Raw genomic sequence first — 25,900 nt, 5'->3', positions numbered from 1 at the left:
TTCATGGGTGGAGACGACACTTGATGTAGCGACTCAAGCGCCCGTTTCCAAGGGGTTTTTCGCACCTGCGACAACCCTGTCCCGATCGGCCAGGTCGCGGATCGTCCGCACGTCCGCGGCGCCCGCCTCGCGGAACAGGGCCTCGACGGCGTCCTTCTGGTCGTAGCCGATCTCCACGGCGAAGATTCCGCCAGGCTTCAGTACGCGGAGGATCTCGGGGGCGAGGCGGCGGTAGGCGTCCAGGCCGTCGGCGCCGCCCTCGAGCGCGAGGCGCGGCTCCCAGTCCCGGACCTCCGGCTCCAGGGTCTCCAGCACGTCGCTGGCGATGTAGGGGGGATTGGAGACCACCACGTCGAAGTTCGCGTCGGCCAGGCCCTCGGTCCAGTCGCCGCGCAGCAGGGCCACGCGCCCGGCGAGGCCGAGGTGGGCGGCGTTGTCGCGCGCGACCGCCAGGGCCTCCTCCGAGACGTCGACGCCCAGCCCCCTGGCCGCGGGCCGCTCGGCGAGGATGGCCAGCAGGATGGCGCCCGAGCCCACGCCCAGGTCGAGGATCGAGAAGGCCTTGTGCTCCGGCGTCTGCTTCAGGACCACGTCGACCACCGTCTCGGTGTCCGGCCGCGGCGTCAGCACGTCGCGGTTCACGTTGAGCATGATCTTCCAGAAGCCCTTGCGGCCCAGGATGTGGCTGACCGGCTCGCGCCTCATCCGGCGGGCCAGGTAGTCGGAGAGGGTCGCCTCCTGCTCCGGGGACAGCGGGCGGTAGGGGTCGGTGACGATGTCGGTGCGGGTGGCGTCGGCGGCGGCCTCGACGAGCAGGCGCGCGTCGATCACCGGCCCGGCGAGGCCGGCGTCCTCCAGGGCCCTCTTCGCGTGCGTCCAGGCCTGGACGAGGTTCAGGCCCATTCGGGGGTCTCCACCGGCTGGGCGTCCGGAGAGGTGACCGCGTCGCCCACGCTGATGCGCCCCGGTGCGGTGACCTTCAGGTAGATGCCGCAGTTCATGTGGCCGTAGTTGTCGAACAGCGCCTTGACCACGTCGAGGTTCCGCTCGGCGGTGGTGGGATCCACATGGGTGGCCGCGCAGCGGACGATGGGCTTGAACACCTCGGCCTTCGCCCAGCCCAGCATCATCGGCCGGCCGGTCCACTCGTTCTCGACCCAGGGCGCCCAGCCGTCGACGTAGAGGTTGGCGCGGAAGCGCAGGGGATCGAGTTCGACGCCCATCTTCTGCGACAGGTCGCGAAGGCTGGCCAGGTTGATGATCGAGACCTGGCCCTGCGGATGGTCGGTGAAGCGGTAGGCGCCGGGCGCCTTGACCACCTTCAGGGGCCCGCGGAGGTCGTCCTCTGGGAGGAGGCGCGTCAGCCAGGCGGCGAAGGCCTCGCGGCCCGCCTCCTCGGCGAGCTTGCCGGAGAACACCGGCAGGCCGTCGGCGTGGGCGTGCAGGAGGCCGGTGTCCTCCTCGTAGTGGGTGCGCGCCGCGGCCACCCTGGGGATCGACATCAGGACGGTGAACTTCTGCTTCGGCACGAAAGCCGGCGCCGCCGGATCGAAGCCGGAGGGGCCGTTCTCCACCGCCCACAGGCGGTCGAAGGGGAAGCCCTCGCCCGGGGCCAGGTCCGCGTGCGGCAGGGATTCAGGGGTGAACCCCTTCACCGGGTGGCGGAAGATGGCGGCGACGTGTCCGGTCATGGACGCCCCTTGCCGGAACGGCCGGCTGGCTTCAAGGGGAACGGAGGCCGCAGGCGGCGGGTTCGGACAAGCGCCGCCTTGGAGAGGAAGCGAAGCAGCCCGTGGCGCGACCCGGCAAGACCGACAAGCCGCCCGGCCGGGGCGGCGGCGTCTCCCGCCTCCTGCTGGGCGCGGCGCCGTGGCTCGGCCTGGCCGCCATGACCGCGCTCTGGGCGCAGGCCGCACGACGGCCGCCGCCCGGCCTCTCCAATCCCGAGATCGCCGCGCCGGAGCACTTCGAGCTGACCGAGCCCGGCCGCGGGCGGCTGGCCGCCTGGCCGTTCCAGATCCCGTGGAAGGGCTGGAAGGACATCGTCTGGCGGGTCTACCGCGAGAGCGGCAACGACCGCATCGCCTTCCTGGCGGGCGGGGTGACCTTCTACGTCCTGCTGGCGCTGGCGCCGGCGGTGGCCGTGTTCGTCTCGCTCTACGGCCTGTTCTCCGACGTGAACACGGTGAGCAAGCAGCTCGACCAGCTGGCCGCCTTCGTGCCGCACGACGTGCTGGTGATCGTCGGCGAGCAGATGACCCGGCTGGCGACCCAGCGGCCGGCGGAGCTCTCCATCGCCTTTGCGCTGTCGGTGCTGCTGTCGCTGTGGACCGCGAGCCTCGGCATCCGCGTGCTCGTGGACGCGCTCAACGTCACCTACGAGGAGAAGGAGCGCCGGCCCTATCTGCTCAGGATCATCACCACCTACAGCTTCACCTTCGCGGCCCTGGTGTTCATGGCGGTGGTGACCGCCGTGCTGGTGGCCGCGCCCCTGGTGCTGAACGAGATCGGGGCGGGCGAGCTCTTGATCCCGCTGCGCTGGCTGGTGCTCTATGTGCTGGTCGCCGGGGCCTTCGCCATCCTCTACCGCTACGGGCCGTCGCGGCGGTGGGCCCAGTGGCGCTGGGTGGCGGTGGGCGCGATGCTGGCGGCCGCCGTCTGGATGGGCGGCTCGCTGGGCTACTCCTGGTACGTGAACCATGTGGCGCGGTTCCAGATCACCTACGGCTCGCTGGGCGCGATCGTCGGCTTCCTGGTGTGGATCTGGTTCTCGGTGATGGCCCTGCTGCTGGGCGCGGAGGTCAACGCCGAGGTGGAGCACCAGACCGCGCTCGACACCACCATCGGGGAGCCGAAGCCCATGGGCCATCGCGGCGCGGTGGTGGCCGACAGCGTCGGCCTGGCCTTCGTGGGCGTGCGCAAGGGCGCGGTCATCCTGTGGGGCACGACGCGCCGGCAGGTGGGCAACCTGGTGCGCCGCGGCCCGCGCGAGCCGCCGCCGCCGCTCCCGACCCTGCCGCCGCCGCCGAGACGCCCGCAACGCTAGGCCTGCCGCCAGTCGCCGCCGGCATGCTCCAGGTAGCGGGCCGTGGCCTTGCGGACCTCGGGCCCGAAGCAGCGGCCGACCACGTGCAGGGCGAGGTCGATGCCGGAGGTGAGGCCGCCGGCGGTGGCGATGCGGCCGGTGTCCACGAACCGAGGGCCGCGCTGCAGCGCCACCTTGGGGAACTCCTTCGCGAAATCGTCGAAGAACTCGTGGTGGGTAGTGGCCGGAAGGCCGTCGAGCAGGCCGATCCGCCCGAGCTGGAACGCGCCGGTGCAGACGCTCATGGTCATGTGGGCCTTGTCGCTCGCCGCCCTCAGCCAGGCGCGGGAGGGCTCGGTGGAGCGCTGGGCCGGGACGACGATGACGTCCGGCTGCGGGACGGTGTCGATGGAGTAGGCGGGCTGAACCAGCAGGCCGCCGGTCATCCGCACCGGCTCCAGCGTCGGCGCGACGGTGAACGGGAAGAACGGGTGCTGATGGCGACCGTCCGCCATGAACATCGCGTCCTGGAACACCTCCCACGGGCCGGCGGTGTCGATGACGTTGGCGTTGTCGCCCAGCAGGAAGGCGACCTTGATCATCTTCGAGGCCGGCAGCGGTGGGAGGGGCTGGGCGAGCGCCGGGCCGGCGGCGAGGGCGGCGGCCGAGGCGGTGACGAGCTCGCGACGGTTCATGGCGAGGGCTCCGGTTGAGGCTGCGGCGAAGCTTGCGCCCATGCCCGCGTGGCGCGAAGGACGCCGAGGCGTCAATTCCAGCCAAGGTCGTTGCGGGCGGGCCGCGCGTGGGCCTAGCGTCGCGGCATGACCCACCGCGTGGCCATGCTCGCCTTCCCCGACGCCCAGGTGCTGGACGTGATCGGGCCGCTGGAGGTGTTCTCGCGCACCGCCCGCTGGCTGGCCGACACCTGGGGCCGGGCCGAGCCGGCCTATTCAGTGGAGGTGGTCGCCGCGCAGGCGGGGCCGGTGCGGATGTCGAGCGGCCTGGAGCTGACCGCCTCGCGCAGCTTCCGCGACCTGGACGCCTGCGACACCCTGCTGGTGGCGGGCGGCATCGGCTGGGCCGGGGCGGCGCAGGACGCCGGCCTGCTGGCCTGGCTGCGCGGCATGGCGGGCCAGGTGGAGCGGCTGGGCTCGATCTGCACCGGCGCCCTGATCCTCGGCGCGGCCGGCCTGCTGGAGGGGCGGGCGGCGACCACCCACTGGGCCTACTGCGACCGGCTGGCGGCGCTCGCGCCCGGCTGCGACATCGCCCCCGACGCGATCTTCGTGGAGAGCGGCGGCGTCTTCACCTCGGCGGGGGTGACCACCGGCATGGACCTGGCCCTGGAGATGGTCGAGCGCGACTGGGGCAAGGCGACCGCCGTGGCGGTGGCCCAGGAGCTGGTGATCTACCGCAAGCGGCCGGGCGGGCAGGGGCAGTTCAGCCGCTTCCTGGAGGCCGAGCGGCGGGAGGACGTGTTCGGCCGCCTGCAGCTCTGGGTTCTGGATCACCTGGACGAGGACCTGCCGCTGGAGCGGCTGGCGGCCGTCGCCGGCATGAGCCCGCGGCACTTTTCCCGGCGCTTCAGGGCCGAGATGGGCGCGACGCCGGCCGCGTGGGTGGGCAAGGTCCGGCTGGAGGAGGCGCGCCGCCGGCTGGAGAGCGGGGCCGGCAGCCTGAAGGACGTCGCCCGCGGCTGCGGCTTCCAGGACGAGCAGAACCTGCGCCGGGCCTTCCGCCGCCGCCTGGGCGTGGCCCCCAGCGACTACCGCGAGCGGTTCGGCGGCTGAGCGCCTAGGCCAGCTCCTCCTCGAGGGCGGCGAGGCGGGCGGCCTGGTCTTCGGCGATCAGGGGATCGATGACGTCGTCGAGGGCCTCGCCCTCCATGATCTTCGGCAGGTTGTAGAGGGTCAGGTTGATCCGGTGGTCGGTCACCCGGCCCTGCGGGAAGTTGTAGGTGCGGATCCGCTCGGAGCGGTCGCCGGAGCCCACCTGGCTCTTGCGGCTCTCGGCGCGGGCGGTGTCGAGCGCCTCGCGCTGCTGGTCGTAGAGCTTGACCTTCAGGGCCTTCATGGCGCGGGCCCGGTTCTGGTGCTGCGACTTCTCGGAGCTGGTCACCACGATGCCGGTGGGCAGGTGGGTGATGCGCACGGCGGAGTCGGTCTTGTTGACGTGCTGGCCGCCGGCCCCGGAGGAGCGGTAGGTGTCGATGCGCAGGTCCTGGTCGCGGATCTCGATCTCCACGTCCTCCGGCTCGGGCAGGACGGCGACGGTGGCGGCGGAGGTGTGGATGCGCCCCTGGGCCTCGGTGGCCGGCACCCGCTGCACCCGGTGCACGCCGCTCTCGAACTTCAGCCGGCCGAACACGCCGTCGCCCGTGATGGAGGCGACGATCTCCTTGTAGCCGCCGGCGTCGCCCTCGGAGATGGAATCGATCTCCACCCGCCATCCGCGGTTGGCGGCGTAGCGCTGGTACATGCGGAACAGGTCGCCGGCGAACAGGGCCGCCTCGTCGCCGCCGGTGCCGGCGCGCACTTCCAGGATGGCCGAGGCGTTCTCGTCGCGGTCCTTGGGTGCGAGCAGCAGGGCGACCTCGTGCTCAAGTTTCGGAAGCCTCTCCTTCAGGGCCTCCAGCTCGTCGCGCGCCAGCGCGGCCATCTCGGGGTCGCCGGAGGCCATCTCCTCGAGCTCCGGCAGCTCGGCCCGGGCGCGCTCCAGGTTGGAGACGGCGTCAGCCACCGGCTTCAGCTCGGCGTGCTCCTTGGAGAGCCGGACGATCTCGGTCCCGTCGGTGGCCGCGCCCATGCGCGCCTCGATCTCGCGGAAGCGGTCGAGCACCTGGTCGAGCCTGGCCTGGGGAAGTCGCACGTGGTTTCGCACCCGGAAAAGAGGGGAGCCTCCTCTAGCGCGCAGCCGGGCGGATGCCAAACCCCGCCGGAACGGGAGAGCGCCGTTCCGAGTTACGGCCACGGTGACTACGAGGAGACTTGAAATGGCTACCGAACGCGTGACCCAGCACCCGGACGGCACGACCGAGCGGGTCGTTGACCGCGACAGCGGCGGCACGACCTATGTGGAACGCGGCGGCTCCGGCGTGGGCGGCGTGATCATCGGCATCGCCGTCCTGGCGCTTGTGGCGATCGTCGCCTTCTTCCTGCTGAGCGCGAACCGCCAGGAGGCGATCCGCACCGACGCCGTGACCAGCGCGGCCTCCAGCGTGGCCGACAGCGCCGCCGGCGCCGCGGACGCGGTGGGCGACGCGGCCAATGCGGTGAACCCGAGCAAGTAGGATCTCCTGCCCACGATCCGGGAAGGCAAAGAAAAGGCCCGCTGCGGCGTCCGCAGCGGGCCTTCGCTGTTTTCGGTCAGGCGTGGAGCCTTAGACGCGGACGCCCGAGAGCGGGGCGTTGCCGAACGCGCCGAGCTTGACGTTGCCGGTCATCTTGTCGCCGTCGACCTTGGCTTCGAACTCCAGGGTCATCGGCATCGGGCTCGTGATGTTCGAGCTCCAGGTGAGGGTGTCGCCGGCCACCTTGCCGGAGACTTCCTGCGAGCCCATGCGGCCTTCGGTCTTGCCGGTGAAGGTGTCGCCGCTGGTCGTGATCGAGGCGTTCACTTCCTGCGCGCCCATGGGCGTGTTGATGGTGATCTTCCAGTTGCCGTCAGCCGAGGACATCAGTCCCTCCCGTGTTGGTCGGCGCGCAGCTAACAGCGGTTGCGTCGCAGGCGCAAGGGTGACGCCGGCGTCAACTTCGCAGTTTTCTACTCGGCGGCTTCCAGGGAGGCGGTCTTCGCCGCCTCGATCTCGGCGGCGCGGGCCTCCACGAGGCCGACGATGTGGTCGACCATGGCCTCGTTGTCCATCTTGTGGTCGGGCCGGCCAGCCACATAGACCATGCCCGAGCCCTTGCCGCCGCCCGTGAAGCCCAGGTCGGTCATCAGCGCCTCGCCCGGGCCGTTGACCACGCAACCGATGATCGACAGCGACAGCGGCGTGGAGATGTGCGCCAGGCGCTCCTCCAGGGCCTCCACCGTCTTGATCACGTTGAAGCCCTGCCGGGCGCAGGACGGGCAGGCGATGATGTTGACGCCGCGGTGGCGCAGGCCGAGCGACTTCAGGATGTCGAAGCCGACCTTCACCTCCTCCACCGGATCGGCGGCGAGGCTGACGCGGATCGTGTCGCCGATGCCGGCCCACAGCAGGGCGCCCAGGCCGATGGAGGACTTCACCGTCCCGGTGCGAAGCGCGCCGGCCTCGGTGACGCCCAGGTGCAGCGGGCAGTCGATGGCTTCGGCCAGCATCTGGTAGGCGGCCACCGTCATGAACGGGTCGGAGGCCTTCACGCTGATCTTGAACTCGTGGAAGTCGTGGTCCTGCAGGATGCGGGCGTGGTTCAGCGCGCTCTCGACCATGGCGTCGGGGCAGGGCTCGCCGTACTTCTCCAGCAGCTCGCGCTCGAGGCTGCCGGCGTTGACGCCGATGCGCATGGAGCAGCCGTGGTCGCGAGCGGCCTGGATGACCTCGCGCACCCGGTCGGGGCTACCGATGTTGCCGGGATTGATCCGCAGGCAGGCCGCGCCCGCCTGGGCCGCCTCGATCCCGCGCCGGTAGTGGAAGTGGATGTCGGCGACCAGCGGGACCTTCGCCGCCCGGGCGATGGTGCGGAAGGCGGCGGTGGACTCCTCGTCGGGGCAGGAGACCCGGACGATGTCGGCCCCGGCCTCCTCCAGCTGGCGGATCTGGTCGATGGTGGCCGCCGCGTCGGCGGTCAGGGTGTTGGTCATCGACTGGACGGTGATCGGCGCATCGCCGCCCACCTCCACGGAGCCCACGCGGATCTTCCGGCTCGGCCGGCGCTGGATCTGCCGCCAGGGGCGGACGGAGGTGTGGTCCTGGGTGCTCATGCCGCGCGGAAAATAGGGACTTTCAGGAGAGAACCCAAGCGCGGCGGCGCCGCTTACCCGCCCAGCTTGCTGGCGGAGGAGAGGGCGGCGGGGAGGAAGCCACGGGACTGGCCGCCGGCGAACACCTGGAAGGCCTGCGGCTCGGAGACGTCCACCATCAGGCCCTCGATGGCCGGAATGCGGTAGGCCTCGCCCTTGTCGAGCTGGCGGGCGAAGTAGACCGACCCGTCGGCGCCGCGGATGATCAGGGCGCCGGACTTCAGCGCCTTGAGGGTCACGTAGGACGGCTGGCCGACCGCCGCGCCGTAGATCTTGCCGTCCGGCTTGAACACCGGGGCGAGCTGGGAGGTGTCGGGCGGCGGGGCGTCGTCGGGCGTGACGCCGAGGATGGCCGGCGGGGCGAGGTTGCCCATGCCGTCCTCGCCCGCCTTGGCGAGGCCGGGCGTCTCGTAGGGCGTGGGCGTGGTGGACTCGACCGGCGCCGGCAGGGGCGCGCCGAGGGTCACCGGCCCGGCCTTCTGCGCCGTCAGCGCCTGGATGACGGCCTTCTCCGGCGCCAGCGGCGGCGGCGGGGCGGCGTCGACCATGGCGCGCTGGGCGATGTTCCACATGAAGATGGCCGCGACGATCACGCAGCCGCCGGCGATCAGGGCGGAGAGCCGCGGATCGCGGTCCTCCTGCACGCCGACGGGGGCGCGGAGCGGCTCGTCGAGCACCGGCTCGTCGGCCTTGAAGCGGTAGACCGCCTCTTCCGGGTCCAGGCCCAGCGCTTCGGCGTAGGAGCGGATGTAGCCGATGGTGAACGGCCGCGAGGGCAGCTGCTCGAGCCGCAGCTCCTCGATGGCCGCCAGATAGCTGCGGCGCACCCGGGTGCGCTCGGCCAGCTCCTCCAGCGACAGTCCCCTGAATTCGCGGACGGCGCGCAGCGCCTCGCCAATATCCGCGCCGGACTGCAGCGTCGGCGCGTAGGAGTCGACAAGACCAGGGTCGCCGGCGTTCACGGGTTCGACTTCAAGATCGACAATGCGACCAGTATCGAGCGGCATGGCCACTCTCACCCCCGGACATGCGCAGCGGTGAGCTCACCGCGGCGGCGTTCGAACCCAAGACTCGCGGAAGTTCTAGAGAAGAACTTCGCGTACCACGCGTCGGGGTTGTGCTCAATGCGGTATTCGGTCACGTCGGCCGGGCTCTCCTCAGACCGCCAGGTAGATTTTGCGCGCGAGAGTTTCGATTTCGTTGCGCACGGAACCGGCTCCGCTCTTCAACAACGCCGAAACCCCCCGCCGCGCTGCCTCGCGGTCGCACGAGAGCACCATCTGCTTCACCGGGCCCACGCCCGCCGGCGGCATGGACAGCCGCTCGAAGCCGAGCGCCACGAGGGCGAAGGCCTCCAGCGGCCGGCCGGCCATCTCGCCGCAGACGCTGACCGGGGTGCCGGTCTCGGCGCAGCCGCGCTGGATCTGCTCCATGGCCCGCAGGAACGGCGGGGACAGCGGATCGAAGCGGTCGGAGACCCGCGGGTTCCCGCGGTCGGCGGCGAACATGTACTGCATCAGGTCGTTGGTGCCGACGCTCACGAAGTCGGTCATCGGCAGGAGGGCGTCGAGGTGCCAGACGATCGAGGGCGCCTCGATCATCGCGCCCACGTCGAGGCGGGAAGGCGCCTTGCGGCCGCGGCGCAGGGCCCAGGCGATCTCGGTGTCCACGAGCGCGCGGGCGGCGCGGAACTCGTCGACGCTGGCGACCAGCGGGAACATGATCCTGAGCGCCCGGCCCTTGGCCGCGGTGATCAGGGCGCGCAGCTGCAGGCGCAGCAGGGACGGCCGGTCGAGGCCCATGCGGATCGCCCGCCAGCCGAGCGCCGGATTGTCCTCCCGCTCGGCCTCCAGGTAGGGCAGCACCTTGTCGCCGCCGAGATCCAGGGTGCGGAAGGTCACCGGCAGGTCGCCGGCGGCGTCCATCACCCGGGCGTAGAGGGCCGCCTGGGCGTCGAGGCGCGGCATCTCCTCGGCGACCATGAACTGGAACTCGGTGCGGAAGAGGCCGATGCCCTCGGCCCCCGTTTCGCCGAGGATGTCGAGGTCCACGTCGAGGCCCGCGTTCATCAGCAGGGTGACCTTGGCCCCGTCGCGGGTGAAGGCGGGCGTCTCGCGCAGCTTGGCGAACTCGGCCCGGCGCTGGCGGCGCACGTCGATGCGGGCCTGGATGGCCTTCACCACGTCGGGCCGCGGCCGCAGGTAGGCCTCGCCGGTCTCGGCGTCGACGATCACCGGGTCGCCCTCGCTCACCCGGTCGCGCAGGCCGGGGAGGCGGCCGACGCAGGGAATGTCGAGCGAGCGGGCGATGATCGCCGCGTGGCTGGCGGCGGAGCCCTCCTCGAGCAGCAGGCCGCGCAGCTTGGTGCGGTCGTATTCCAGCAGGTCCGCCGGGCCGAGGTTGCGGGCGATCAGGACCGCGTTCTCGGGCAGCTCGCGAGCGACGTGGCCGTCGCCGGAGAGGTGGCGCAGCAGGCGGTCGTTGAGGTCCTCCAGGTCGTGCAGGCGCTCGCGCAGATAGGGGTCGCGGGCCTGGCCGAGGCGGGCGCGGTGCTCGGAGCGCACGCGCTCGACGGCGGCCTCGGCGGTCAGGCCGTTGCGCACCGCGTCCTCCAGGCTGCGGTTCCAGCCGCGGTCGTGGGCGAACATGCGGTAGGTCTCGAGGACCTCGTAGGAGGCCTCCACCAGGCCGTGCTGGCCCTCCAGCATGGTGTCGATCTGGGCCTGCAGGGCGGCGACCGCGGTCTTCAGGCGGATCTCCTCGGCCGCCACGTCGTCGGACAGCAGCTGGGAGGGGGCGACCGGGGGCTCGTGCAGGACGGCCACGCCATAGGCCAGGCCGTCGGCGAACTTGGCGCCCTTCAGCCGCTCGGGCCGGTGGGGCGCGATCTCGACGCCCTTGAGCTCGTCCTCGGCGATCAGCTCGCCGCCGGCCACCATCTCGGCCAGGACCATGGCGATGATCTGAAGGTCCTCGACCTCGTCCTCGGTGTAGACCCGCTCGGTGCGGTTCTGGACCACCAGCACGCCGATCGCGCGGCCGCCGCGCAGCAGGGGCACGCCGAGGAAGGCGTGGTAGGGATCCTCGCCGGTCTCCGGACGGTAGGAGAAGGCCGGGTGCTCGGGGGCGTCGGCCAGGTTCAGCGGACGGCCGGCCTTCATGATCTCGCCGACCAGGCCTTCGCCCGGCCGCATGCGGGTCAGGTGGACGGCGCTGGGGTCGAGGCCCTCGGTGGCGAACAGCTCCATCTCGCCGCTAGCGCGGCGCATGTAGAGCGAGCAGACCTCGGCCACCATGGAGCGGGCGATGATGCGCACGACCATGTCCAGGCGCGCCTGCGCCGGGCCGCCGCCCGCGAGGGCTTCGCGGATCTGGCGCAGCAGGCTGCGTTGGCCCCGTATGGCTACCCCTGGAATCGCCATCTGGCGGCGTCGTCCTCCCTGTCCCTTCGGCGCGGCGTCCCTAACAGCTTTACGTGTCCGGACGGAGACGGAAAGAGGGGCGTTGCGTCGATTGGCCCGTCTGCCTGGGACCCGAGCATGGCAAGCTTAGGGCGGTGACGGTTAGGACCGCGTTATGCCCCGGTCCGTGGCGTTCAGGCGCGCCTGATCTCGTCGGCGAGGGTGCGGGCGATCGCCTCCTGGGGTGACGTCGGCTCCGCATAGCCCAGCTCGGCCCGGATGCGGCCGCTGTCGAGCACCATCGGCACGGAGAGGTCGAGCGCGTCGAGGGCGCCGCGCACGCCTTCGGGCGCGGCCTCGCGTGGCAGGCGGCGGACCTCGCCGTCCCAGCCGGTGGCCTCGGCGAAGCGGGCGGCCCAGGCGGCGTGGTCGAGCGCCTCGACCGGCCCCAGGTTGTAGGTGCGGCCGGCCGCGGCGGGATGGGTCGCGGCCAGGGCCAGGCCATAGGCGACGTCGTCGACATAGCCGTAGCTCGTCCTCCAGTCGGTCCAGGCGGCGTCCAGCTCGAGCACCGGCTCGCCGGAGGTCATGGGCCGGAGCGCCCAGGAGAAGCGCCGCTGCCGGTCGCGCGGGCCGTAGACCATGGGCAGGCGCACGACGGCGTGCTCCAGGCCCGCCTGCATGCGCACGGCCGCCTCGATCGGCACCTTGTCGTAGCGGTCGAGCCAGGCCTCGGGATCGCCCGGCGCGCGGGGCTGGGCGCCGCGGTAGGGATGCAGGTGGGTGCGCAGCGGCGCGTCCTCGTCCAGGCGCTCGCGGATGGGCGTCGTCTCCAGCCGGTGCAGCGCGCCGTACTGGCGGTAGACGTCGCCGGAGCTCGCCAGGACGTAGCGCCGGACCACGCCGGACAGGGCGTCGAGCAGGGGCTGGGTGGCGGCGCGGCTCATGGCCAGCAGGTCGATCACCACCTCGACGCGGCGGTCGGCGGCGAGGGCGGCGATCTTGCCCGCGTCCCCACGATCGGCCGCGGCATGGGTGGCGCCGCCGCCCGATCCGCCCCGGCGAGAGACCGCCGTCACCTCGTGCCCGAGCCGGGCCAGCTGCTCCGTCACGGCCGGGCCGATGAAGCCCGTGCCCCCCAAGATCATAACCCGCATCGCCCCGTCCTCCCGCCCGCTTGAGCTTTCCGCCACGCGGGCTCATCGTCGCCGCCAAAAGAAACACGTGTTCGGGGGGACGCGCCATGCTCAGGACCTGCGGCTTTTTCCTGCTGGGCCTCGCCCTCATCCTTGGGGGCAGCCTGCTGGCCAGTCGGGTGCAGACGGACGGCGGCCGGGTGGAGGTGCGCGACGTGCGGTTCGCCGGCGACGGGGGGCTGATCCAGAGCGGCCTGCTCTACGTGCCGAAGACCGCCACGGCGCAGGATCCCGCGCCGGCCGTGCTGGCCAGTCACGGCTACATCAACACCCGCGAGATGCAGAGCGCCTTCGCCATCGAGCTCGCCCGACGGGGCTTCGTGGTGCTGGCCATGGACATGACCGGCCACGGCCGCTCGCAGGGCGGCGTGGCGGAGAACGACTTCGGCGGCCCCGCGGCGCTGCGCTACCTGCAGGGCCTGCCGTTCGTGGACCGGGCGAACATCGGGCTCGAGGGCCACTCGATGGGCGGCGGGCCGATCCTGGCGGCGGCGGTGGCCCAGCCGGACGGCTACCGGTCCATCGTGCTGGAGGGTTCGACGCCGGGCCTGCTGGGCGCCAAGGCGCCGGAGCGCCCGCGCAACCTGGCCGTGGTGTTCGGCGGCTACGACGAGTTCGCGCAGCTCATGTGGCAGGTCCCGAAGGGCTCGGACGTCGAGCGGTCGGCGCGGCTGATGGCGCTGTTCGGGACAGCGGCGCCGGTGGTCGAGGGACGGGTCTACGGCTCGATCGCCGACGGCACGGCGCGGGTGCTGCACAACCCGCCGATCACCCATCCGTGGGAGCACTTCTCCCGGGCCGGCGTGGCGCCGGCGGTGGCCTGGTTCCAGCAGACCCTCGACGGCGAGCCGGCCGGCCCGCCGGCGGGCGAGCAGGTGTGGCTCTGGAAGGAGATCGGCACGGGGATCGCGTTCGTCGGCTTCGCCTGGCTGCTGCTCGGGACGTTCGAGATCCTGCTGCGGACCCCGCTGTTCGCGGGCCTCAGCCGGCCGGCCGAGCCGGTCGTGGAGCGGCGCGACCGGCGCTGGTGGCTGGCCTTCGCGCTCACCGCCCTGGTCCCGGCGCTCACCTTCTATCCGGCCATGAAGCTCGGGCAGGTGTTCTTCCCGATGCGGCTGTTCCCGCAGTGGATCCAGAACCAGCTGCTGGTCTGGGCGCTGGTGAACGGGCTGATCTTCCTGGTCCTTGGCCGCTTCCGGAAGCGGAAGCCGGTGTTCGTGAACCGCTGGCTGCTCTCCGTGGCCGCGGCTCTGGTCACGGTGGGCGCGGGCTATCTGTCGCTGGTGGCCGTCGAGGCGGTGTTCCAGACCGACTACCGCTTCTGGGTGCTCGGCCTGCCGACGCTGGCGGCCGAGGACTGGGCGACGCTGGTCCCCTATGTGGTCCTCTGGACCCTGTTCTTCCTGGTGGCGGTCCGCGGGCTGGCGGCGGACCTGGCGGTGCGCGGCGAAGGCTTCCTGAGCCAGGTGACGACCGGCAAGCTCGCCATGAGCCTGGGGTTCCTCGCGCTGGTGACGATCCAGTACGTGACCCTGTTCGCCACCGGCTTCCTGGCCACGCCGTCGGAGCCGCTGAACACCATCGTGGCGATCCAGTTCGTGCCCCTGCTGGCGCTGGTGGGGGCGATCGGCGCCTGGACCTACCGGCGCACCAGCTCCTACGTCCCCGGCGCCCTGATCTGCGCCCTGGTGATCGGCTGGTACGTGACGGCCGGCACGGCCGTGCACTGGACGCCGGACTTCAAGCTGCCGCAGCCGGGAGCGAGTCGCTCGCGCTGAGCCGCCGCGCCGCCGCGCGCCGTGACCGCGGTCACAAGACCGCGGCCGGCGCCGTCATGCGAGAAGCGGCCGGGGGACGTGGCTGGATTTCCGGCGCGGCGCGCTGCAAAACGCCGGCCCCCGCTGACGTGGGCGACGGCGAGGCCGAGACGGGCGAATGGACACGGCGATCCGGAATCCGAAGGGCTGGGGCGACCTGCTGGGCGAGGGGCGGCTGCCGCGGTTCGCCATCATCTGCCTCGGCGTCTGGCTGAACGCCGCCGACAGCCTGGTCACCGCCACCATCATGCCGAGCGTCGGCGCGGACCTGGGCGGCTATCAGTACTTCGCCTGGGCGACGGCCGGGTTCCTGGTGGGCGCGATCCTGGCTGGCGCCAGCGCCGGCCGGCTGTCCGAGCTGTTCGGCCTGCGCGCCGCCACCGCCCTGGCCGGCCTGATCATGACCGCGGGCTGCGTGATGAGCGCCCTGGCGCCGGACGTGGGCACCTTCCTCATGGGCCGGCTGGTCCAGGGGCTGGGCTCCGGCTGGATCTCCGGTTTCGCCATGGTCGCCATCGCGCTCATGTTCCCCGAGCGGCACCTGGCGCGGGTGTTCGCCAGCGTCTCCGGCGTCTGGGGGATCGCCACCCTGCTGGGGCCGCTGGTCGGCGGGGTGTTTGCCGAGACCGGCGACTGGCGCAACGTCTTCTGGCTGTTCGCCCTGCAGGCGGCGGGCTTCAGCCTGGCCGCCCCCTTCCTGCTGAGCGGCACGTCCAAGGGCGCGGGCGGGCCCGGCGTGCCCTGGCTGCAGCTGGGCGTGCTGGCCGTGGGCGTGGGCGCCATCGCCGTGGCCGACGTCCTGCCGAGGCCCGGCCTCTCCATGGCGCTGATCGCCGCGGGCCTGGTGGTGCTGGGCCTGGTGTTCTGGATCGACCACCGCTCGAAGGTGCGCCTCCTGCCGCACCGGGCGGGCGACCTCGGCACGGTGGTGGGCTCAGGCTACCAGGCGATGTTCTGGCTGACCGCGGCGTCGATGGGCTTCGCCATCTACGGGCCGCCGATCTTCCAGGAGCTCAGGGGCATGTCGCCGCTCTGGGCGGGCTATGTGATCGGCGTGGAGTCCCTCGCCTGGACCGTCACGGCGCTGGCGGTCGCTCACGTCAGCGGCGCGTGGGACGGGCGCTGGGTGCGGATCGGCGCCGTCTGCCTGGTGGTGAGCCTCCTGATCCTCACCTGGGGGATGGCCGACGGGCCGCTCGCCTGGGTGCTGGTCGGCGGCGCGCTGATGGGGGCGGCCTTCGGCTTCTCCTGGAGCTTCATGGGCCGGCGGGTGATGGCGGCGCTGTCGGAGGACGACCGGGCCATCGGCTCCTCGGCGATCACGGCCGTGCGCCAGACCGGGGCCGCGGCCGGCGCGGCGATCTCCGGGGCGGCGGCCAACCTGGCCGGCTTCCACCACGGCCTCACCGCCGAGAGCGCGCGCGGGGCCTCGGTCTGGGTGTTCGCCGCGGTGATCCCGCTGGCGCTGGTGGGCGCCTGGGCGTCCTGGCGGCTGACCGGCGGGGCGGAGCGGGCCTAGAGCTGGTCCAGCCCGTAGGCGGCGTGCAGGGCGCGCACCGCCAGCTCGGTGTAGGCGGCGTCGATCAGCACGCTGATCTTGATCTCGGAGGTGGAGATCACCTGGATGTTCACGCCCTTGTCGGCCAGCGCCTTGAACATCGATTTGGCGACCCCGGCGTGGCTGCGCATGCCGACCCCGATCACCGAGACCTTGGCCACGTCCTCGTTCACCTGCACGTCGTCGAAGCCGATCTTCGGCTGGGCGGCGCGGACGATCTCGACGGCCCGCTGGGCGTCGCGCTTGCCGACGGTGAACTCCATGTTGGCCGTGTCCGCCGTGCGGGCGTGGCTCTGGACGATCATGTCGACGTTGACGTTGGCGTCGGCCAGGGCCCCAAAGATCTCCGAGGAGACGCCGGGATGGTCGGGCAGGCCGAAGAGGCTGATCTTCGCCTCGTCGCGGCTGTAGGCCACCCCGCTCACGATCCGCTTTTCCACGATCTCCTCCTCGTCGCAGACGATGGTGCCCTGTCCGGGGGCTTCGCCCGGCTCGACGAAACTTGAAAGCACCCGCACCGGCACGTTCTGGGACATGGCCAGCTCGACCGAACGGGTCTGCAGGACCTTGGCGCCCAGCGAGGCCATCTCCAGCATCTCCTCGTAGGAGATCTTGGAGAGCCGCCGGGCCTTGGCCTCGATGCGCGGGTCGGTGGTGTAGACGCCGTCGACGTCGGTGTAGATGTCGCAACGGATCGCCTTCAGCGCCGCGGCGATGGCCACCGCGCTGGTGTCGGAGCCGCCGCGGCCAAGCGTGGCGATGCGCCCGTCGCGGGTGACGCCCTGGAAGCCGGCGACCACGGCCACCTCGCCGCCGTCCATGGCCGCCGCCAGCTTCTCGGGCGGGATGTCGTCGATGCGCGCGCGGCCGTGCGCGTCGTCGGCGATGATCGGGATCTGCCAACCGAGCCAGGAGCGGGCCGCCACGCCCATGTTGCGGAGCGTCATGGCCAGGAGGCCGGCGGTGACCTGCTCGCCGGAAGCGACCACCACGTCGTATTCGTCGTCGGAGGCGGGGAGGCCCTGGGCGGCGGAGCCCGCGCCGTCGGTCCAGGCGACCAGCTCGTTGGTCTTGCCGGCCATGGCGGAGACGACGACGGCCACCTTGTGGCCCGCCTCCACCTCGGCGTTCACGAGCCTCGCCACGCGGCGGATGCGCTCCAGGTCGGCCACCGAGGTGCCGCCGAATTTCATCACCAGCCGGGACACGCCGCGCCGAACCCCCTCAGCAAAGAGCGGGCCCTTCTAGCGGCGCGATAAGGGGTCCGCAACGGGCACAAACGCTTCATGTGGAGGCCGCGCAAGGGTATGACGGGGCATGACTTCCTCCGCCTCCGTCCGTTCGAGCATCGATCCTGCCGAGGTCGAGCGGTTCTCGCGCATCGCCGCCGAATGGTGGGACCCGAGGGGCAAGTTCGCGCCCCTGCACAAGTTCAATCCCGTCCGGCTGGCCTTCATCCGCGACCACGCCCTCTACCGGTTCGGCCGGGACGGGGCCGAGCGGCAGCCCTTCACAGGCCTGCGCCTGCTGGACATCGGCTGCGGCGGCGGCCTCCTGTCGGAGCCCATGCGCCGGCTGGGGTTCGAGGTGACCGGCGTCGACGCCTCGGCGCGCAACATCGGCACCGCCTCGGCCCACGCCGCCGAGCAGGGCCTGGACATCGACTACCGCTGCTCCACCGCCGAGGCCCTGCTGGAGGCCGGCGAGCCGCCGTTCGACGTGATCCTCAACATGGAGGTGATCGAGCACGTGGCCGATCCGGGCGAGTACCTGCGCAGCTGCGCGCGGCTGCTGAAGCCCGGCGGGCTGATGATCGTCGCCACCCTCAACCGCACCCTGAAGGCCTTCGCGCTCGCAAAGGTAGGGGCGGAGTACGTGCTTCGGTGGTTGCCGGCCGGGACCCACGACTGGAAGAAGTTCCTGAAGCCGGAGGAGATCCGCGATTTCCTCGCGGGCGAGCCGGTGCAGGTGGACGGTCCCTACGGCGTGGCCTTCGACCCGCTCAGCGGCCGGTGGTCGCAGTCCACGGACACCGACGTGAACTACATGATGACGGTGGTGCGCGACCCCGCTTAAGAAGGGTGGCCGATACCGGCTTTGGGGCGCGGGGGCGCCGAAGAGGGTCTTCAATGGCTTCGCTACGCGTGCTGGGTCACGCCTTCCGGGCCTGGCGGCGGAACCTGAGGTGGGCGAAGCACGAGCCCGAGACGCCGTACCTGGCCGACCTCCTGTCCGGCGCGCCGGTCTGCCTGCACGTGGGCGCCAGCGATGGGCGGCACACCTACGTCATGACCCAGGTGGCCCCGGACGCCCGGATCCACGCCTTCGAGCCCTCGGCCTTCACCTTCCAGGTGCTGAAGACCTGCATGGCCTGGCACGGCATCGCCCGCCAGGTGACGCCGGTCCACGCCGCCGTGGCCGACAAGCCGGGCGAGCTGCTGCTCGTCACGCCGAAGAAGATGTCCGGCCGCATGGGCCGGGCCTACGCCTTCGTCGCCGAGCAGGCGCCGGAGGGCGCCGCGCGGCCCGACCTGCAGGACAAGGGCGCCGACCTGCAGCCGACGCCGGTGGTCACCCTCGACGAGTACTGCGCGCAGAACGGCATCGGCCGCGTCGACTTCATCCGGATGGACATCGAGGGCGCCGAGCTGCGGGCCCTGGAGGGCGCCAAGGGCATCCTCGACCGCGACCGGCCGCACGTGCTGATCGAGATCCACCCGACCATGCTCGCCGCCCGCTTCGGCGGCACGGCGGAGGCGGTGGTGGAGCTGTTCCGCAGCCGCGGCTACCGGATGTTCGCCCTCGACGGAGGGCGGCTCGAGGAGCGGGACACGGTGGTCCCGGACCTGCCCTGGAAGGACTACTTCTTCATCCATCCCGCCCGCGCCGCGCGCCTGCCCGACGGGGTGTTCAAGGCCCGGATGGCGGCCTAGCCTTTTCCCCGACGACGTTCAGGGAGGACGCGCCATGCGGGCGCTGATGATGGACCGGGCGCTGACGCTGCCCACGATCCTGGAGTACGCGGCGCTCTACCATCCCGACCGCGAGGTGGTGACGCGCAGGGTCGAGGGGCCGATCCACCGCTATGGCTACGCCGACGCCCTGGCGCGCACCAAGCGGATGGCGAACGCGCTGCTGGCCCTGGGCGTGAAGCCCGGCGACCGGGTGGCGACGCTGGCCTGGTCGACCCACCGGCACTTCGAGCTCTACTTCGCGGTGACCGGCATCGGGGCGGTGCTGCACACCATCAACCCGCGCCTGCACGACGACCAGATCGCCTGGGTCGCCAACCACGCCGAGGACAGCGTCCTGTTCTTCGACATCACCTTCGCGGGCCAGGTGGCCGAACTCGCCGCCCGCATGCCGACGGTGAAGACCCTGGTGGCGATGACCGACCGGGCGCACCTGCCGGCCGACGCGCCGGACACGGCCCTGGTCTACGAGGAGCTGATCGCCGCCCATGCGCCAGAGTTCGACTGGCCTGAGCTGGACGAGCGTAGCGCCTCGGGCCTCTGCTACACCTCGGGCACCACGGGCAATCCGAAGGGCGTGCTCTACGGCCACCGCTCCACGGTGCTGCACGCCATGGCGCTGGTGGCGCCCGACGCCTTCAACCTCTCGGCCCGCGACGTCGTCCTGCCCTGCGCCCAGATGTACCACGCCAACGCCTGGTGCACGCCCTACGCGGCCCCTCTGGTGGGCGCCACGCTGGTGCTGCCCGGCCGGCAGCTGGACGGGCCGGCGGTGTCGGAACTGATCGAGGCGGAGGGGGTCACCTTCCTGCTGGGCGTGCCGACCATCTGGGTCGGCGTCGCCGAGCACCTGGAGGCCCAGGGGCGGACGCTGACGTCCGTGAAGACCATCGCCATCGGCGGCTCGGCGCCGACCCAGGCGCTGATCGAGCGGATCGAGCACAGGCTGGGCGGCGAGGTGCGGCAGATCTGGGGGATGACCGAGACGAGCCCGCTGGGCGTGATCAACACCCCGCTGCCCGGCCAGGCGGCGGAGCCCGCGCAGAAACTGAAACAGGGCCGCGGGCTGTGGGGCGTGGACCTGCGCATCGTCGGGGAGGACGGGAGCCTGCTGCCGCGGGACGGCAGGAGCCCCGGCCGGCTGCAGGTGCGCGGGCCCTGGGTCTCCTCGGCCTATTTCAAGCACGACGGCGCGGGCGCGTTCACGGCCGACGGCTGGTTCGACACCGGCGACATCGCCACGATCGACGCCGACGGCTTCCTCAGGCTGACCGACCGGGCCAAGGACGTGATCAAGTCCGGCGGCGAGTGGATCTCCACCCTCGACCTGGAGGACGCCGTCTGCTCGCACCCGGCGGTCGCCATGGCCGCGGCGGTGGGCGTGCCGCACCCGAAGTGGGACGAGCGGCCGCTGCTGCTGGTCACCCTGCGCGCCGGGGCATGGGTCGATCCCGAGGTGTTGAAGGCCCACGTGGCCGAACGGGTGGCGAAGTGGTGGGTCCCGGACGAGGTCCGCATCGTCGAGGCCCTGCCCATCGGGCCCACGGGCAAGGTGCTGAAGCGGGAGCTGCGCGACACCCTGGCCACACCGGCGGCAGAAGCTGCGGTTTAGGCCGCAGCCGCCAGAACCAAGCCTTGAAACGCGCGTTTGCGACCTCAGGTGACAATGGTGACCTGAGGAGATTGCGAACGTGCCGCGCAAACGGCCGAAGGGTGTGCTCGCCATGGGGTGGGCGTGTATCGAGTGCGCCGCCACCGGCCGCACGGAGCACGCGCCGACGTCGGCCGACTATCCGGATAGTGTCATCCGGCGCACCAGCTTCTACGCGGGCGGCGGCCACGGCTGGAAGATCTCGGCGCTCGAGACCCCCCGCGAGGAGCCGGCGCCCTGGCGCGTCGTGGTCATCACCGGCGCGCCGTCCTGGGCCGAGTACTGGGCCGAGACCATGGCCGAGCTGCCGCAGGACCGCGAGATGATCGTCGTCGACCGGCCGGGCTATGCGGCCTCCGAGCCGGCCCACGCCGTCACCGACATCCGCACCCAGGCGGAGGCGCTGGCGCCGCTGCTGCACGCCGCGCCCGGCCAGAAGGTCCTCCTGGTGGGCCAGAGCTACGGGGCGGCGATCGCCAGCCTGATGGCCGAGGCCAATCCGAACCGGGTGTCGGCCCTGGTGCTGCTCTCCGGCTTCTTCGGCGAGACGGGCCCGACGGCCCGCTGGCTGCTCGACACCGGCGCCAAGGCGCTGAAGGTGATCCCCAAGGACCTGCGCCACGCGGTCATGGAGGCCTCGGGCCAGCGGCCGCAGCTGGTCCACGCCAAGCGCGCCCTGGAGCGGCTGCACATGCCGATCCACATGATCCACGGCGACAAGGACGACTTCGCGCCGATCGAGGTCGCCGAGCGGATGGCGCGCGAGGTCAGGACCCGGCGGCCGATCAACTTCGTGCGGACGCAGGGCGCCAACCACTTCCTGAACGACGGACCGGCCGAGCAGCTGCTCGCGGCGCTGGAAAGCTGCATTCCGCAGAAGAAGGCGGCCTGGACCTTCCGCCTGCCGAAGCTGCCGCAGATCCGCTTCCCGCGGCCGGCGGCGGCGTTCGGCGCCATCGCCCCGGGCGCCACGGCCCGGCAGCAGGCGGCCTAGGCGCCTACCGCGGCCACAGTCCGGTCGCCGCGGCGAAGCCCACGACGACCAGCCAGGGCGGCAGCCTGGCGACCGTAAGGAAGACGAAGGCCGCGGCGACCAGCGCCCAGTCGCCCGACCGGCTCACGGCGCTGGTGAGGACCGGATCCCAGAGCGCGGCGGCGAGCAGCCCCACCACCACGGCGTTGACGCCGGCGAGCGCGCCGCGTGCCCCGGGACGCCGCCGCAGGTCGTCCCAGAACGGCAGGACGCCCAGGACCAGCAGGAAGCTCGGCAGGAAGATGGCCACGATGGCCACCAGGCCGCCGGCCCAGCCCCCCGGCGCCACGCCCTGGGCCGCGCCCACGAACCCCGCGAAGCTGAACAGCGGTCCGGGCAGGGCCTGCACCGCGCCGTAGCCGGCCAGGAAGGTGTCGGCGTCCAGCCAGCCGCGGCCGACGACCTCGCCCTCGAGCAGCGGCAGCACCACGTGGCCGCCGCCGAACACCAGGGTGCCGGTGCGGTAGAAGATGCTGGCCAGCCCCAGGGTCGGGCTCTGCAGCAGCTGGGCGAGGAAGGGCAGGCCGGCCAGCAGGAAGGCGAAGACGGCGATGGCGGCGGCCGCGCCGCGCAGGCTGATGGAGTTCGCCGACGCAGCCTCGGGCGCCTCGGGCGGCGGCTCCTTCAGGAAGGCGGCGCCGAAGGCCGCGCCGGCGATCAGGGCGCAGATCTGCGCCACCGGCCCCTGGGCCAGGATCAGCCCGCCGGTCGCCCCGATGGCCATGCCGGCGCGGATCGGGCCCACCGCGAGGCTGCGGGCCATGGCCACGACGGCCTGCAGCACGACGGCGGCGGCGGCGATCTTCAGCCCGTGCAGCCAGCCCTGGCCCCAGGCCGAGTTCAGCACCGGCGTGGCGTAGGCCAGCAGGATCATCGCCGTGGCCGCGGGCAGGGTGAAACCGACCCAGGCCGCGAGCGCGCCGGCCAGGCCCGCGCGCCTGAGCCCGATGGCCATGCCGAGCTGGCTCGAGGCGGGGCCCGGCAGGAACTGGCAGAGCGCCAGGAGATCGGCGAACACCGCTTCCGACACCCAGCCACGGCGCTCGACGAACTCCTTCCGGAAGTAGCCGATGTGCGCCACCGGGCCGCCGAAGGCGGTCAGGCCCTGGTGAAGGAAGGCGAGGAACACCTCCCACAGGGGCGCGCGCTGGGGCTGCGTCTCGTCCATCAAATCCGGGGCGGCCATCGACGTCCCCTGTCATGCGGGGCGGACGCTGCGCTGTCGAGGCGTTTTCGGAAAAGCCCTTGGCCGCCGCATCTGAACGGCGATAAGGCTCATCCCGACCGGTCCGCGACGAGAGCGGGCCCAACGGGAAGGGGAGATCCGCCATGAAGGCCGCCGTTCTGCGTGAAGTCCGCAAGCCGCTCCAGATCGAAGACGTCCAGATCAACAAGCCGGGCCCGCACGAGGTGCTGATCCGCACGGCCGCGGCCGGGGTCTGCCACTCCGACCTGCACTTCATCGAAGGCTCCTACCCGCACCCCCTGCCGGCCGTGCTGGGCCACGAGAGCGCCGGCGTGGTCGAGGCGGTGGGCTCCGAGGTGCGCACCGTGAAGCCGGGCGACCATGTGATCACCTGCCTGTCGGCCTTCTGCGGCCACTGCGAGCACTGCCTGACCGGCCACATGAGCCTGTGCGTCAGCCCCGAGACCAAGCGCGACCAGGACGACGAGCCGCGCCTGTCGGCGGCCAACGGTCCGATGATGCAGTACCTGAACCTGTCGTCCTTCGCCGAGCAGATGCTGATCCACGAGCACGCCTGCGTAGCCGTGCGCAAGGACATGCCGCTGGACCGCGCCGCCCTGATCGGCTGCTCGGTGATGACCGGCGTGGGCGCGGTGATGCACACCTCCAACGTGCGGCCCGGCGACACCGTGGCGGTGATCGGCTGCGGCGGCGTGGGCCTCTCGGCGATCAACGGGGCGGCGATCGCCGGCGCAGGCCGGATCATCGCCATCGACGTGGTGGCCGGTAAGGAGAACTTCGCCCGCGCGTTCGGCGCCACCGACTTCGTCAACGCCTCGGAAGTCGATCCCGTGAAGGCGGTGATCGAGCTGACCAAGGGCGGCGTGCAGCACTCCTTCGAGGCGCTGGGCATGACCAAGACCGCCGAGCAGTCGTTCAACATGCTGCGCCGGGGCGGCACGGCGAACATCATCGGCATGATCCCGGTGGGGCAGTCGATCAGCCTGATGGGCGCGGCCTTCCTGGGCGAGAAGCGCATCCAGGGCTCGCTGATGGGCTCCAACCGCTTCCCGGTCGACATGCCCCGGCTGTGCGACATGTACATGGCCGGCAAGCTGAAGCTCGACGAGATGATCTCCCGCCGGCTTAAGCTGGAGCAGGTCAACGAGGCGTTCGACGAGATGAAGACCGGCTCGATCGCCCGCTCGGTCATCGTCTTCGACGCCTGATGCCTCCCTGCGCGGTGGCATAACGATGATCGTTGTGCCACCGCCACGGCCAAGTTAGCCTCTCGCTAAGGTTGCGTGTGCCAGAGTCGCACGGACCGTGGCGGGGGCCAGCTATGAGCGGAGCATTGCGGATACGCCGGGCGTCGCCCGGCCAGGCGGCGGCGGGCGGCGAGCCCCGGCCGCCCAGTGAGTACATCGAGCGGCTGGTCAAGCTGATCCCCACCGAGATCATCGGCCTCTACCTGGGCGGCAAGGCCGCCATCCAGACCCGCTACATCGACTTCCACACCCCGGCCGTCGGCGCGCCGTCGCAGGACCCGCCGGTGCTGGGGCCGAACGAGGACGTGGCCTGGGTCGGCTGGACCGCCATCTGCTTCTTCGCCCTGCTGGCCGTCCGCGCCTGGGCCACCAAGCAGAACGATCGCCCGCAGTGGTCGGCCGTGCTGATCGCGGCGGTCTCCTACCTGATCTGGGTCTATTCCTTCGGGGACGTCTTCCACCTGGTGATGGGCATCTGGGATCCGCTGCCGGCCACCCTTCTGGTGCTGGTGTGGACCTTCGCTGTGCCGATCTTCTACCGCGGCGATCCCGACGCCGCGCCTGTGGCGGCGAAGAAGGCGGCCGAGCCCAGCGCCCCCGCCAAGGCCGCGCGGGCCTGAGCCCCGCCTATTCCGCTTCGGGGTGCGGCAGGCCGGCGGCCTGGCTCGTCTGCACGGACTTGAGGTAGCGGATGATGGCGTTGACGTCGGTCGGCCCGAAGCGCAGCTCGGGCATGGCCGGGTGGCCGACGATGATCCCCTCGGCGAGGGCCTCGGCCAGGTTCTCCACCGGATAGCGCTTGTGCAGCTCGCGGAACGGCGGGGCGGCGGCGTTGCGGCTGCGGCCGGTGGCGGCCACCGCATGGCAGCCGGCGCAGTGGCGCTGGACGAGCGCCTTGCCGCGCTCGGCGGAGGCGTCCCGCTCGGCGGCGAGGGCCGCGGTGGGCAGGGCGAGGGTGGCGAGGAGCAGGAGCGGGAGGCGGCGCATGGCGCCATGAGGCGCCGGACCGGAGCCCGCCGCCTTGACCGCGATCAACCCCTGGGACGCATCACCAGCCACGGCGTCGGCGCCGAGCGCCACTCCCAGACCGCCAGCAGCTGGTCGAGGTGGGGAAACTCCTGGAGCCAGGCCGGCAGGGGCATGGTCTTGGGCCCGAGGTCGACGACGGTGATGTCGTGGGTGGGGCTGAACCGCTCGATCAGCCGGGCCTTCACGCCCGGGCGGAAGCAGTCGTGCGTCTCGACGATCACGTTCATGCCGGCCAGCGCGGGCCCGAGATCCGGCTTCAGGATGTCGTCCTCGGCGCCCTCGCAGTCCACCAGCACCAGGACGCGGCGGCCCTCGAAGGCCTGGAAGTCCTGCGGCGTGAACTCACCGCCGACGACCACCCGGTCCTTCACGCCGTTGGCCTCGGCGTGCAGCGCGCAGGCCTCCCGCGCGCGGGCCTCGATGTCGTAGGCGTAGACCGTGGCCTTGGGCATCAGCCGCGCCAGGCCCACGGCGTAGTAGCCCTCGGCGCAGCCCACATCGATGACGCACTCCACCCCCTCGTCGGCGAAGGCCTGGAAGTGCGGATGCAGCTCGCACTCGTAGGTGCCGAGCAGCCGGGGGATCAGCGCCCCCTCCGTCTGCATGGTGACGTATTCGAAGCCGGCGAACGGCCCCTGCAGCACCTTCGCGCCGTGGTGGCGGACATAGGTGTTGGCGATCAGCTGGGAGCGCCAGCGGGCCAGCAGGCGCAGGACGGAATTCAGGTCGTCGATGCCGGGCTGTGGCGGCAGGCGGCTGACGCCGTCGCGCAGCAACTCGCTGATCCGCTCGGTGATTGGCCCGGCCATGCCCTGCTCCT

General features: G+C 71.9%; 24 protein-coding genes. 11 read left to right on the top strand and 13 right to left on the bottom strand.

Going from position 1 to position 25,900, the window contains the following annotated elements; genetic code table 11:
- Positions 1-33: 33 nt before the first annotated feature.
- Both prmC and VM685_RS19355 read right to left on the bottom strand, forming a co-directional pair.
- On the bottom strand, positions 34-903 hold the full coding sequence (gene prmC, locus VM685_RS19360; protein ID WP_325461814.1) for a peptide chain release factor N(5)-glutamine methyltransferase: 870 nt from the start codon (positions 901-903) through the stop codon (positions 34-36).
- Positions 894-1,691 carry an MOSC domain-containing protein gene (locus tag VM685_RS19355; protein WP_325461813.1) on the bottom strand — a complete coding sequence of 266 codons (798 nt, stop codon included), beginning with the start codon at positions 1,689-1,691 and terminating at the stop codon, positions 894-896. Before VM685_RS19355 ends, prmC begins: the two co-directional genes overlap by 10 nt.
- A 101-nt stretch (positions 1,692-1,792) precedes the next feature.
- Between VM685_RS19355 and VM685_RS19350 the strand changes: the two genes are divergently transcribed.
- A complete protein-coding gene (locus tag VM685_RS19350) occupies positions 1,793-3,046 on the top strand; it encodes a YihY/virulence factor BrkB family protein (RefSeq protein WP_325461812.1) in 1,254 nt (417 codons plus the stop codon).
- Here the strand turns inward: VM685_RS19350 and VM685_RS19345 are convergent.
- Positions 3,043-3,720 carry a DJ-1/PfpI family protein gene (locus VM685_RS19345; protein WP_325461811.1) on the bottom strand — a complete coding sequence of 226 codons (678 nt, stop codon included), beginning with the start codon at positions 3,718-3,720 and terminating at the stop codon, positions 3,043-3,045. The two genes, VM685_RS19350 and VM685_RS19345, sit on opposite strands and share 4 nt — an antisense overlap.
- A gap of 126 nt (positions 3,721-3,846) precedes the next feature.
- Between VM685_RS19345 and VM685_RS19340 the strand changes: the two genes are divergently transcribed.
- Complete coding sequence (locus VM685_RS19340; protein WP_325461810.1) at positions 3,847-4,815, top strand: GlxA family transcriptional regulator; 969 nt, start codon at positions 3,847-3,849, stop codon at positions 4,813-4,815.
- A 4-nt stretch (positions 4,816-4,819) separates the two neighbouring features.
- Here the strand turns inward: VM685_RS19340 and prfA are convergent, their stop codons facing one another.
- Positions 4,820-5,893: a peptide chain release factor 1 gene (prfA, locus tag VM685_RS19335; RefSeq protein WP_325461809.1), complete on the bottom strand. Its 1,074-nt coding sequence runs from the start codon at positions 5,891-5,893 to the stop codon at positions 4,820-4,822.
- A 124-nt stretch (positions 5,894-6,017) separates the two neighbouring features.
- Between prfA and VM685_RS19330 the strand changes: the two genes are divergently transcribed.
- Complete coding sequence (locus VM685_RS19330; RefSeq protein WP_325461808.1) at positions 6,018-6,314, top strand: hypothetical protein; 297 nt, start codon at positions 6,018-6,020, stop codon at positions 6,312-6,314.
- Positions 6,315-6,404: 90 nt separating this feature from the next.
- Here VM685_RS19330 and VM685_RS19325 read toward each other — a convergent pair whose 3' ends face one another.
- The 5 genes from VM685_RS19325 to VM685_RS19305 all read right to left on the bottom strand — a co-directional run bounded on the left by VM685_RS19325 (position 6,405) and on the right by VM685_RS19305 (position 12,527).
- On the bottom strand, positions 6,405-6,701 hold the full coding sequence (locus tag VM685_RS19325) for a hypothetical protein (RefSeq protein ID WP_325461807.1): 297 nt from the start codon (positions 6,699-6,701) through the stop codon (positions 6,405-6,407).
- Positions 6,702-6,787: 86 nt separating this feature from the next.
- A complete protein-coding gene (ispG, locus tag VM685_RS19320; protein WP_325461806.1) occupies positions 6,788-7,930 on the bottom strand; it encodes a flavodoxin-dependent (E)-4-hydroxy-3-methylbut-2-enyl-diphosphate synthase in 1,143 nt (380 codons plus the stop codon).
- Positions 7,931-7,983: 53 nt separating this feature from the next.
- On the bottom strand, positions 7,984-8,931 hold the full coding sequence (locus VM685_RS19315; protein ID WP_325461805.1) for a helix-turn-helix domain-containing protein: 948 nt from the start codon (positions 8,929-8,931) through the stop codon (positions 7,984-7,986).
- A 195-nt stretch (positions 8,932-9,126) separates the two neighbouring features.
- Positions 9,127-11,391, bottom strand: a complete 2,265-nt coding sequence (ptsP, locus tag VM685_RS19310) for a phosphoenolpyruvate--protein phosphotransferase (RefSeq protein WP_325461804.1) — start codon at positions 11,389-11,391, stop codon at positions 9,127-9,129.
- Positions 11,392-11,564: 173 nt separating this feature from the next.
- On the bottom strand, positions 11,565-12,527 hold the full coding sequence (locus tag VM685_RS19305; protein WP_325461803.1) for an NAD-dependent epimerase/dehydratase family protein: 963 nt from the start codon (positions 12,525-12,527) through the stop codon (positions 11,565-11,567).
- Between the two features lie 86 nt (positions 12,528-12,613).
- Between VM685_RS19305 and VM685_RS19300 the strand changes: the two genes are divergently transcribed.
- A complete protein-coding gene (locus VM685_RS19300; RefSeq protein WP_325461802.1) occupies positions 12,614-14,344 on the top strand; it encodes an alpha/beta hydrolase in 1,731 nt (576 codons plus the stop codon).
- A 157-nt stretch (positions 14,345-14,501) separates the two neighbouring features.
- Positions 14,502-15,902 (top strand): MFS transporter, encoded by a 1,401-nt coding sequence (locus VM685_RS19295; protein WP_325461801.1) that lies wholly within the window; start codon positions 14,502-14,504, stop codon positions 15,900-15,902.
- On the opposite strand, the gene VM685_RS19290 is transcribed toward VM685_RS19295, so the two are convergent.
- The gene (locus VM685_RS19290) at positions 15,899-17,149 is read right to left on the bottom strand and encodes an aspartate kinase (protein ID WP_325461800.1); all 1,251 of its coding nucleotides are present in this window, start codon (positions 17,147-17,149) and stop codon (positions 15,899-15,901) included. The genes VM685_RS19295 and VM685_RS19290 overlap by 4 nt on opposite strands.
- 109 nt (positions 17,150-17,258) lie before the next feature.
- Between VM685_RS19290 and ubiG the strand changes: the two genes are divergently transcribed.
- The 4 genes from ubiG to VM685_RS19270 all read left to right on the top strand — a co-directional run bounded on the left by ubiG (position 17,259) and on the right by VM685_RS19270 (position 21,558).
- Positions 17,259-18,017 carry a bifunctional 2-polyprenyl-6-hydroxyphenol methylase/3-demethylubiquinol 3-O-methyltransferase UbiG gene (gene ubiG, locus VM685_RS19285; protein ID WP_325461799.1) on the top strand — a complete coding sequence of 253 codons (759 nt, stop codon included), beginning with the start codon at positions 17,259-17,261 and terminating at the stop codon, positions 18,015-18,017.
- Between the two features lie 53 nt (positions 18,018-18,070).
- The gene (locus tag VM685_RS19280; RefSeq protein ID WP_325461798.1) at positions 18,071-18,874 is read left to right on the top strand and encodes an FkbM family methyltransferase; all 804 of its coding nucleotides are present in this window, start codon (positions 18,071-18,073) and stop codon (positions 18,872-18,874) included.
- Positions 18,875-18,908: 34 nt separating this feature from the next.
- Positions 18,909-20,525 carry a long-chain fatty acid--CoA ligase gene (locus VM685_RS19275; RefSeq protein WP_325461797.1) on the top strand — a complete coding sequence of 539 codons (1,617 nt, stop codon included), beginning with the start codon at positions 18,909-18,911 and terminating at the stop codon, positions 20,523-20,525.
- Between the two features lie 79 nt (positions 20,526-20,604).
- Positions 20,605-21,558 (top strand): alpha/beta hydrolase, encoded by a 954-nt coding sequence (locus VM685_RS19270; RefSeq protein ID WP_325461796.1) that lies wholly within the window; start codon positions 20,605-20,607, stop codon positions 21,556-21,558.
- Positions 21,559-21,562: 4 nt separating this feature from the next.
- On the opposite strand, the gene chrA is transcribed toward VM685_RS19270, so the two are convergent.
- Positions 21,563-22,765 carry a chromate efflux transporter gene (chrA, locus tag VM685_RS19265; protein ID WP_325461795.1) on the bottom strand — a complete coding sequence of 401 codons (1,203 nt, stop codon included), beginning with the start codon at positions 22,763-22,765 and terminating at the stop codon, positions 21,563-21,565.
- A 161-nt stretch (positions 22,766-22,926) separates the two neighbouring features.
- On the opposite strand from chrA, the gene VM685_RS19260 reads away from it, so the two are divergent.
- Together VM685_RS19260 and VM685_RS19255 are read left to right on the top strand one after the other, a co-directional pair.
- Positions 22,927-24,012 carry a Zn-dependent alcohol dehydrogenase gene (locus VM685_RS19260; protein ID WP_325461794.1) on the top strand — a complete coding sequence of 362 codons (1,086 nt, stop codon included), beginning with the start codon at positions 22,927-22,929 and terminating at the stop codon, positions 24,010-24,012.
- Between the two features lie 113 nt (positions 24,013-24,125).
- Positions 24,126-24,671, top strand: a complete 546-nt coding sequence (locus tag VM685_RS19255) for a hypothetical protein (protein WP_325461793.1) — start codon at positions 24,126-24,128, stop codon at positions 24,669-24,671.
- Between the two features lie 7 nt (positions 24,672-24,678).
- Here the strand turns inward: VM685_RS19255 and VM685_RS19250 are convergent, their stop codons facing one another.
- On the bottom strand, positions 24,679-25,038 hold the full coding sequence (locus VM685_RS19250; RefSeq protein ID WP_325461792.1) for a cytochrome c: 360 nt from the start codon (positions 25,036-25,038) through the stop codon (positions 24,679-24,681).
- Positions 25,039-25,082: 44 nt separating this feature from the next.
- On the bottom strand, positions 25,083-25,889 hold the full coding sequence (locus tag VM685_RS19245) for a methyltransferase (RefSeq protein ID WP_325461791.1): 807 nt from the start codon (positions 25,887-25,889) through the stop codon (positions 25,083-25,085).
- Between the last annotated feature and the right edge of the window lie 11 nt (positions 25,890-25,900).

Origin of the sequence: Phenylobacterium sp. (genome assembly GCF_035539035.1) — a bacterium.
In the GTDB taxonomy this organism is placed as follows: domain Bacteria; phylum Pseudomonadota; class Alphaproteobacteria; order Caulobacterales; family Caulobacteraceae; genus Phenylobacterium.
This window is presented reverse-complemented; position numbering and strand designations above follow the sequence as displayed.

What these genes read in the sequence shown, in the direction of transcription:
- VM685_RS19330 (WP_325461808.1), top strand. Translation starts at nt 6,018, where the DNA reads ATGGCTACCGAACGCGTGACCCAGCACCCGGACGGCACGACCGAGCGG.
- VM685_RS19295 (WP_325461801.1), top strand. Translation starts at nt 14,502, where the DNA reads ATGGACACGGCGATCCGGAATCCGAAGGGCTGGGGCGACCTGCTGGGC.
- VM685_RS19260 (WP_325461794.1), top strand. Translation starts at nt 22,927, where the DNA reads ATGAAGGCCGCCGTTCTGCGTGAAGTCCGCAAGCCGCTCCAGATCGAA.
- VM685_RS19300 (WP_325461802.1), top strand. Translation starts at nt 12,614, where the DNA reads ATGCTCAGGACCTGCGGCTTTTTCCTGCTGGGCCTCGCCCTCATCCTT.
- VM685_RS19245 (WP_325461791.1), bottom strand. Translation starts at nt 25,889, where the DNA reads ATGGCCGGGCCAATCACCGAGCGGATCAGCGAGTTGCTGCGCGACGGC.
- VM685_RS19280 (WP_325461798.1), top strand. Translation starts at nt 18,071, where the DNA reads ATGGCTTCGCTACGCGTGCTGGGTCACGCCTTCCGGGCCTGGCGGCGG.
- VM685_RS19345 (WP_325461811.1), bottom strand. Translation starts at nt 3,720, where the DNA reads ATGAACCGTCGCGAGCTCGTCACCGCCTCGGCCGCCGCCCTCGCCGCC.
- ptsP (WP_325461804.1), bottom strand. Translation starts at nt 11,391, where the DNA reads ATGGCGATTCCAGGGGTAGCCATACGGGGCCAACGCAGCCTGCTGCGC.
- ubiG (WP_325461799.1), top strand. Translation starts at nt 17,259, where the DNA reads ATGACTTCCTCCGCCTCCGTCCGTTCGAGCATCGATCCTGCCGAGGTC.
- chrA (WP_325461795.1), bottom strand. Translation starts at nt 22,765, where the DNA reads ATGGACGAGACGCAGCCCCAGCGCGCGCCCCTGTGGGAGGTGTTCCTC.
- prmC (WP_325461814.1), bottom strand. Translation starts at nt 903, where the DNA reads ATGGGCCTGAACCTCGTCCAGGCCTGGACGCACGCGAAGAGGGCCCTG.
- ispG (WP_325461806.1), bottom strand. Translation starts at nt 7,930, where the DNA reads ATGAGCACCCAGGACCACACCTCCGTCCGCCCCTGGCGGCAGATCCAG.
- VM685_RS19355 (WP_325461813.1), bottom strand. Translation starts at nt 1,691, where the DNA reads ATGACCGGACACGTCGCCGCCATCTTCCGCCACCCGGTGAAGGGGTTC.
- VM685_RS19305 (WP_325461803.1), bottom strand. Translation starts at nt 12,527, where the DNA reads ATGCGGGTTATGATCTTGGGGGGCACGGGCTTCATCGGCCCGGCCGTG.
- VM685_RS19255 (WP_325461793.1), top strand. Translation starts at nt 24,126, where the DNA reads ATGAGCGGAGCATTGCGGATACGCCGGGCGTCGCCCGGCCAGGCGGCG.
- VM685_RS19325 (WP_325461807.1), bottom strand. Translation starts at nt 6,701, where the DNA reads ATGTCCTCGGCTGACGGCAACTGGAAGATCACCATCAACACGCCCATG.
- VM685_RS19275 (WP_325461797.1), top strand. Translation starts at nt 18,909, where the DNA reads ATGCGGGCGCTGATGATGGACCGGGCGCTGACGCTGCCCACGATCCTG.
- VM685_RS19340 (WP_325461810.1), top strand. Translation starts at nt 3,847, where the DNA reads ATGACCCACCGCGTGGCCATGCTCGCCTTCCCCGACGCCCAGGTGCTG.
- VM685_RS19250 (WP_325461792.1), bottom strand. Translation starts at nt 25,038, where the DNA reads ATGCGCCGCCTCCCGCTCCTGCTCCTCGCCACCCTCGCCCTGCCCACC.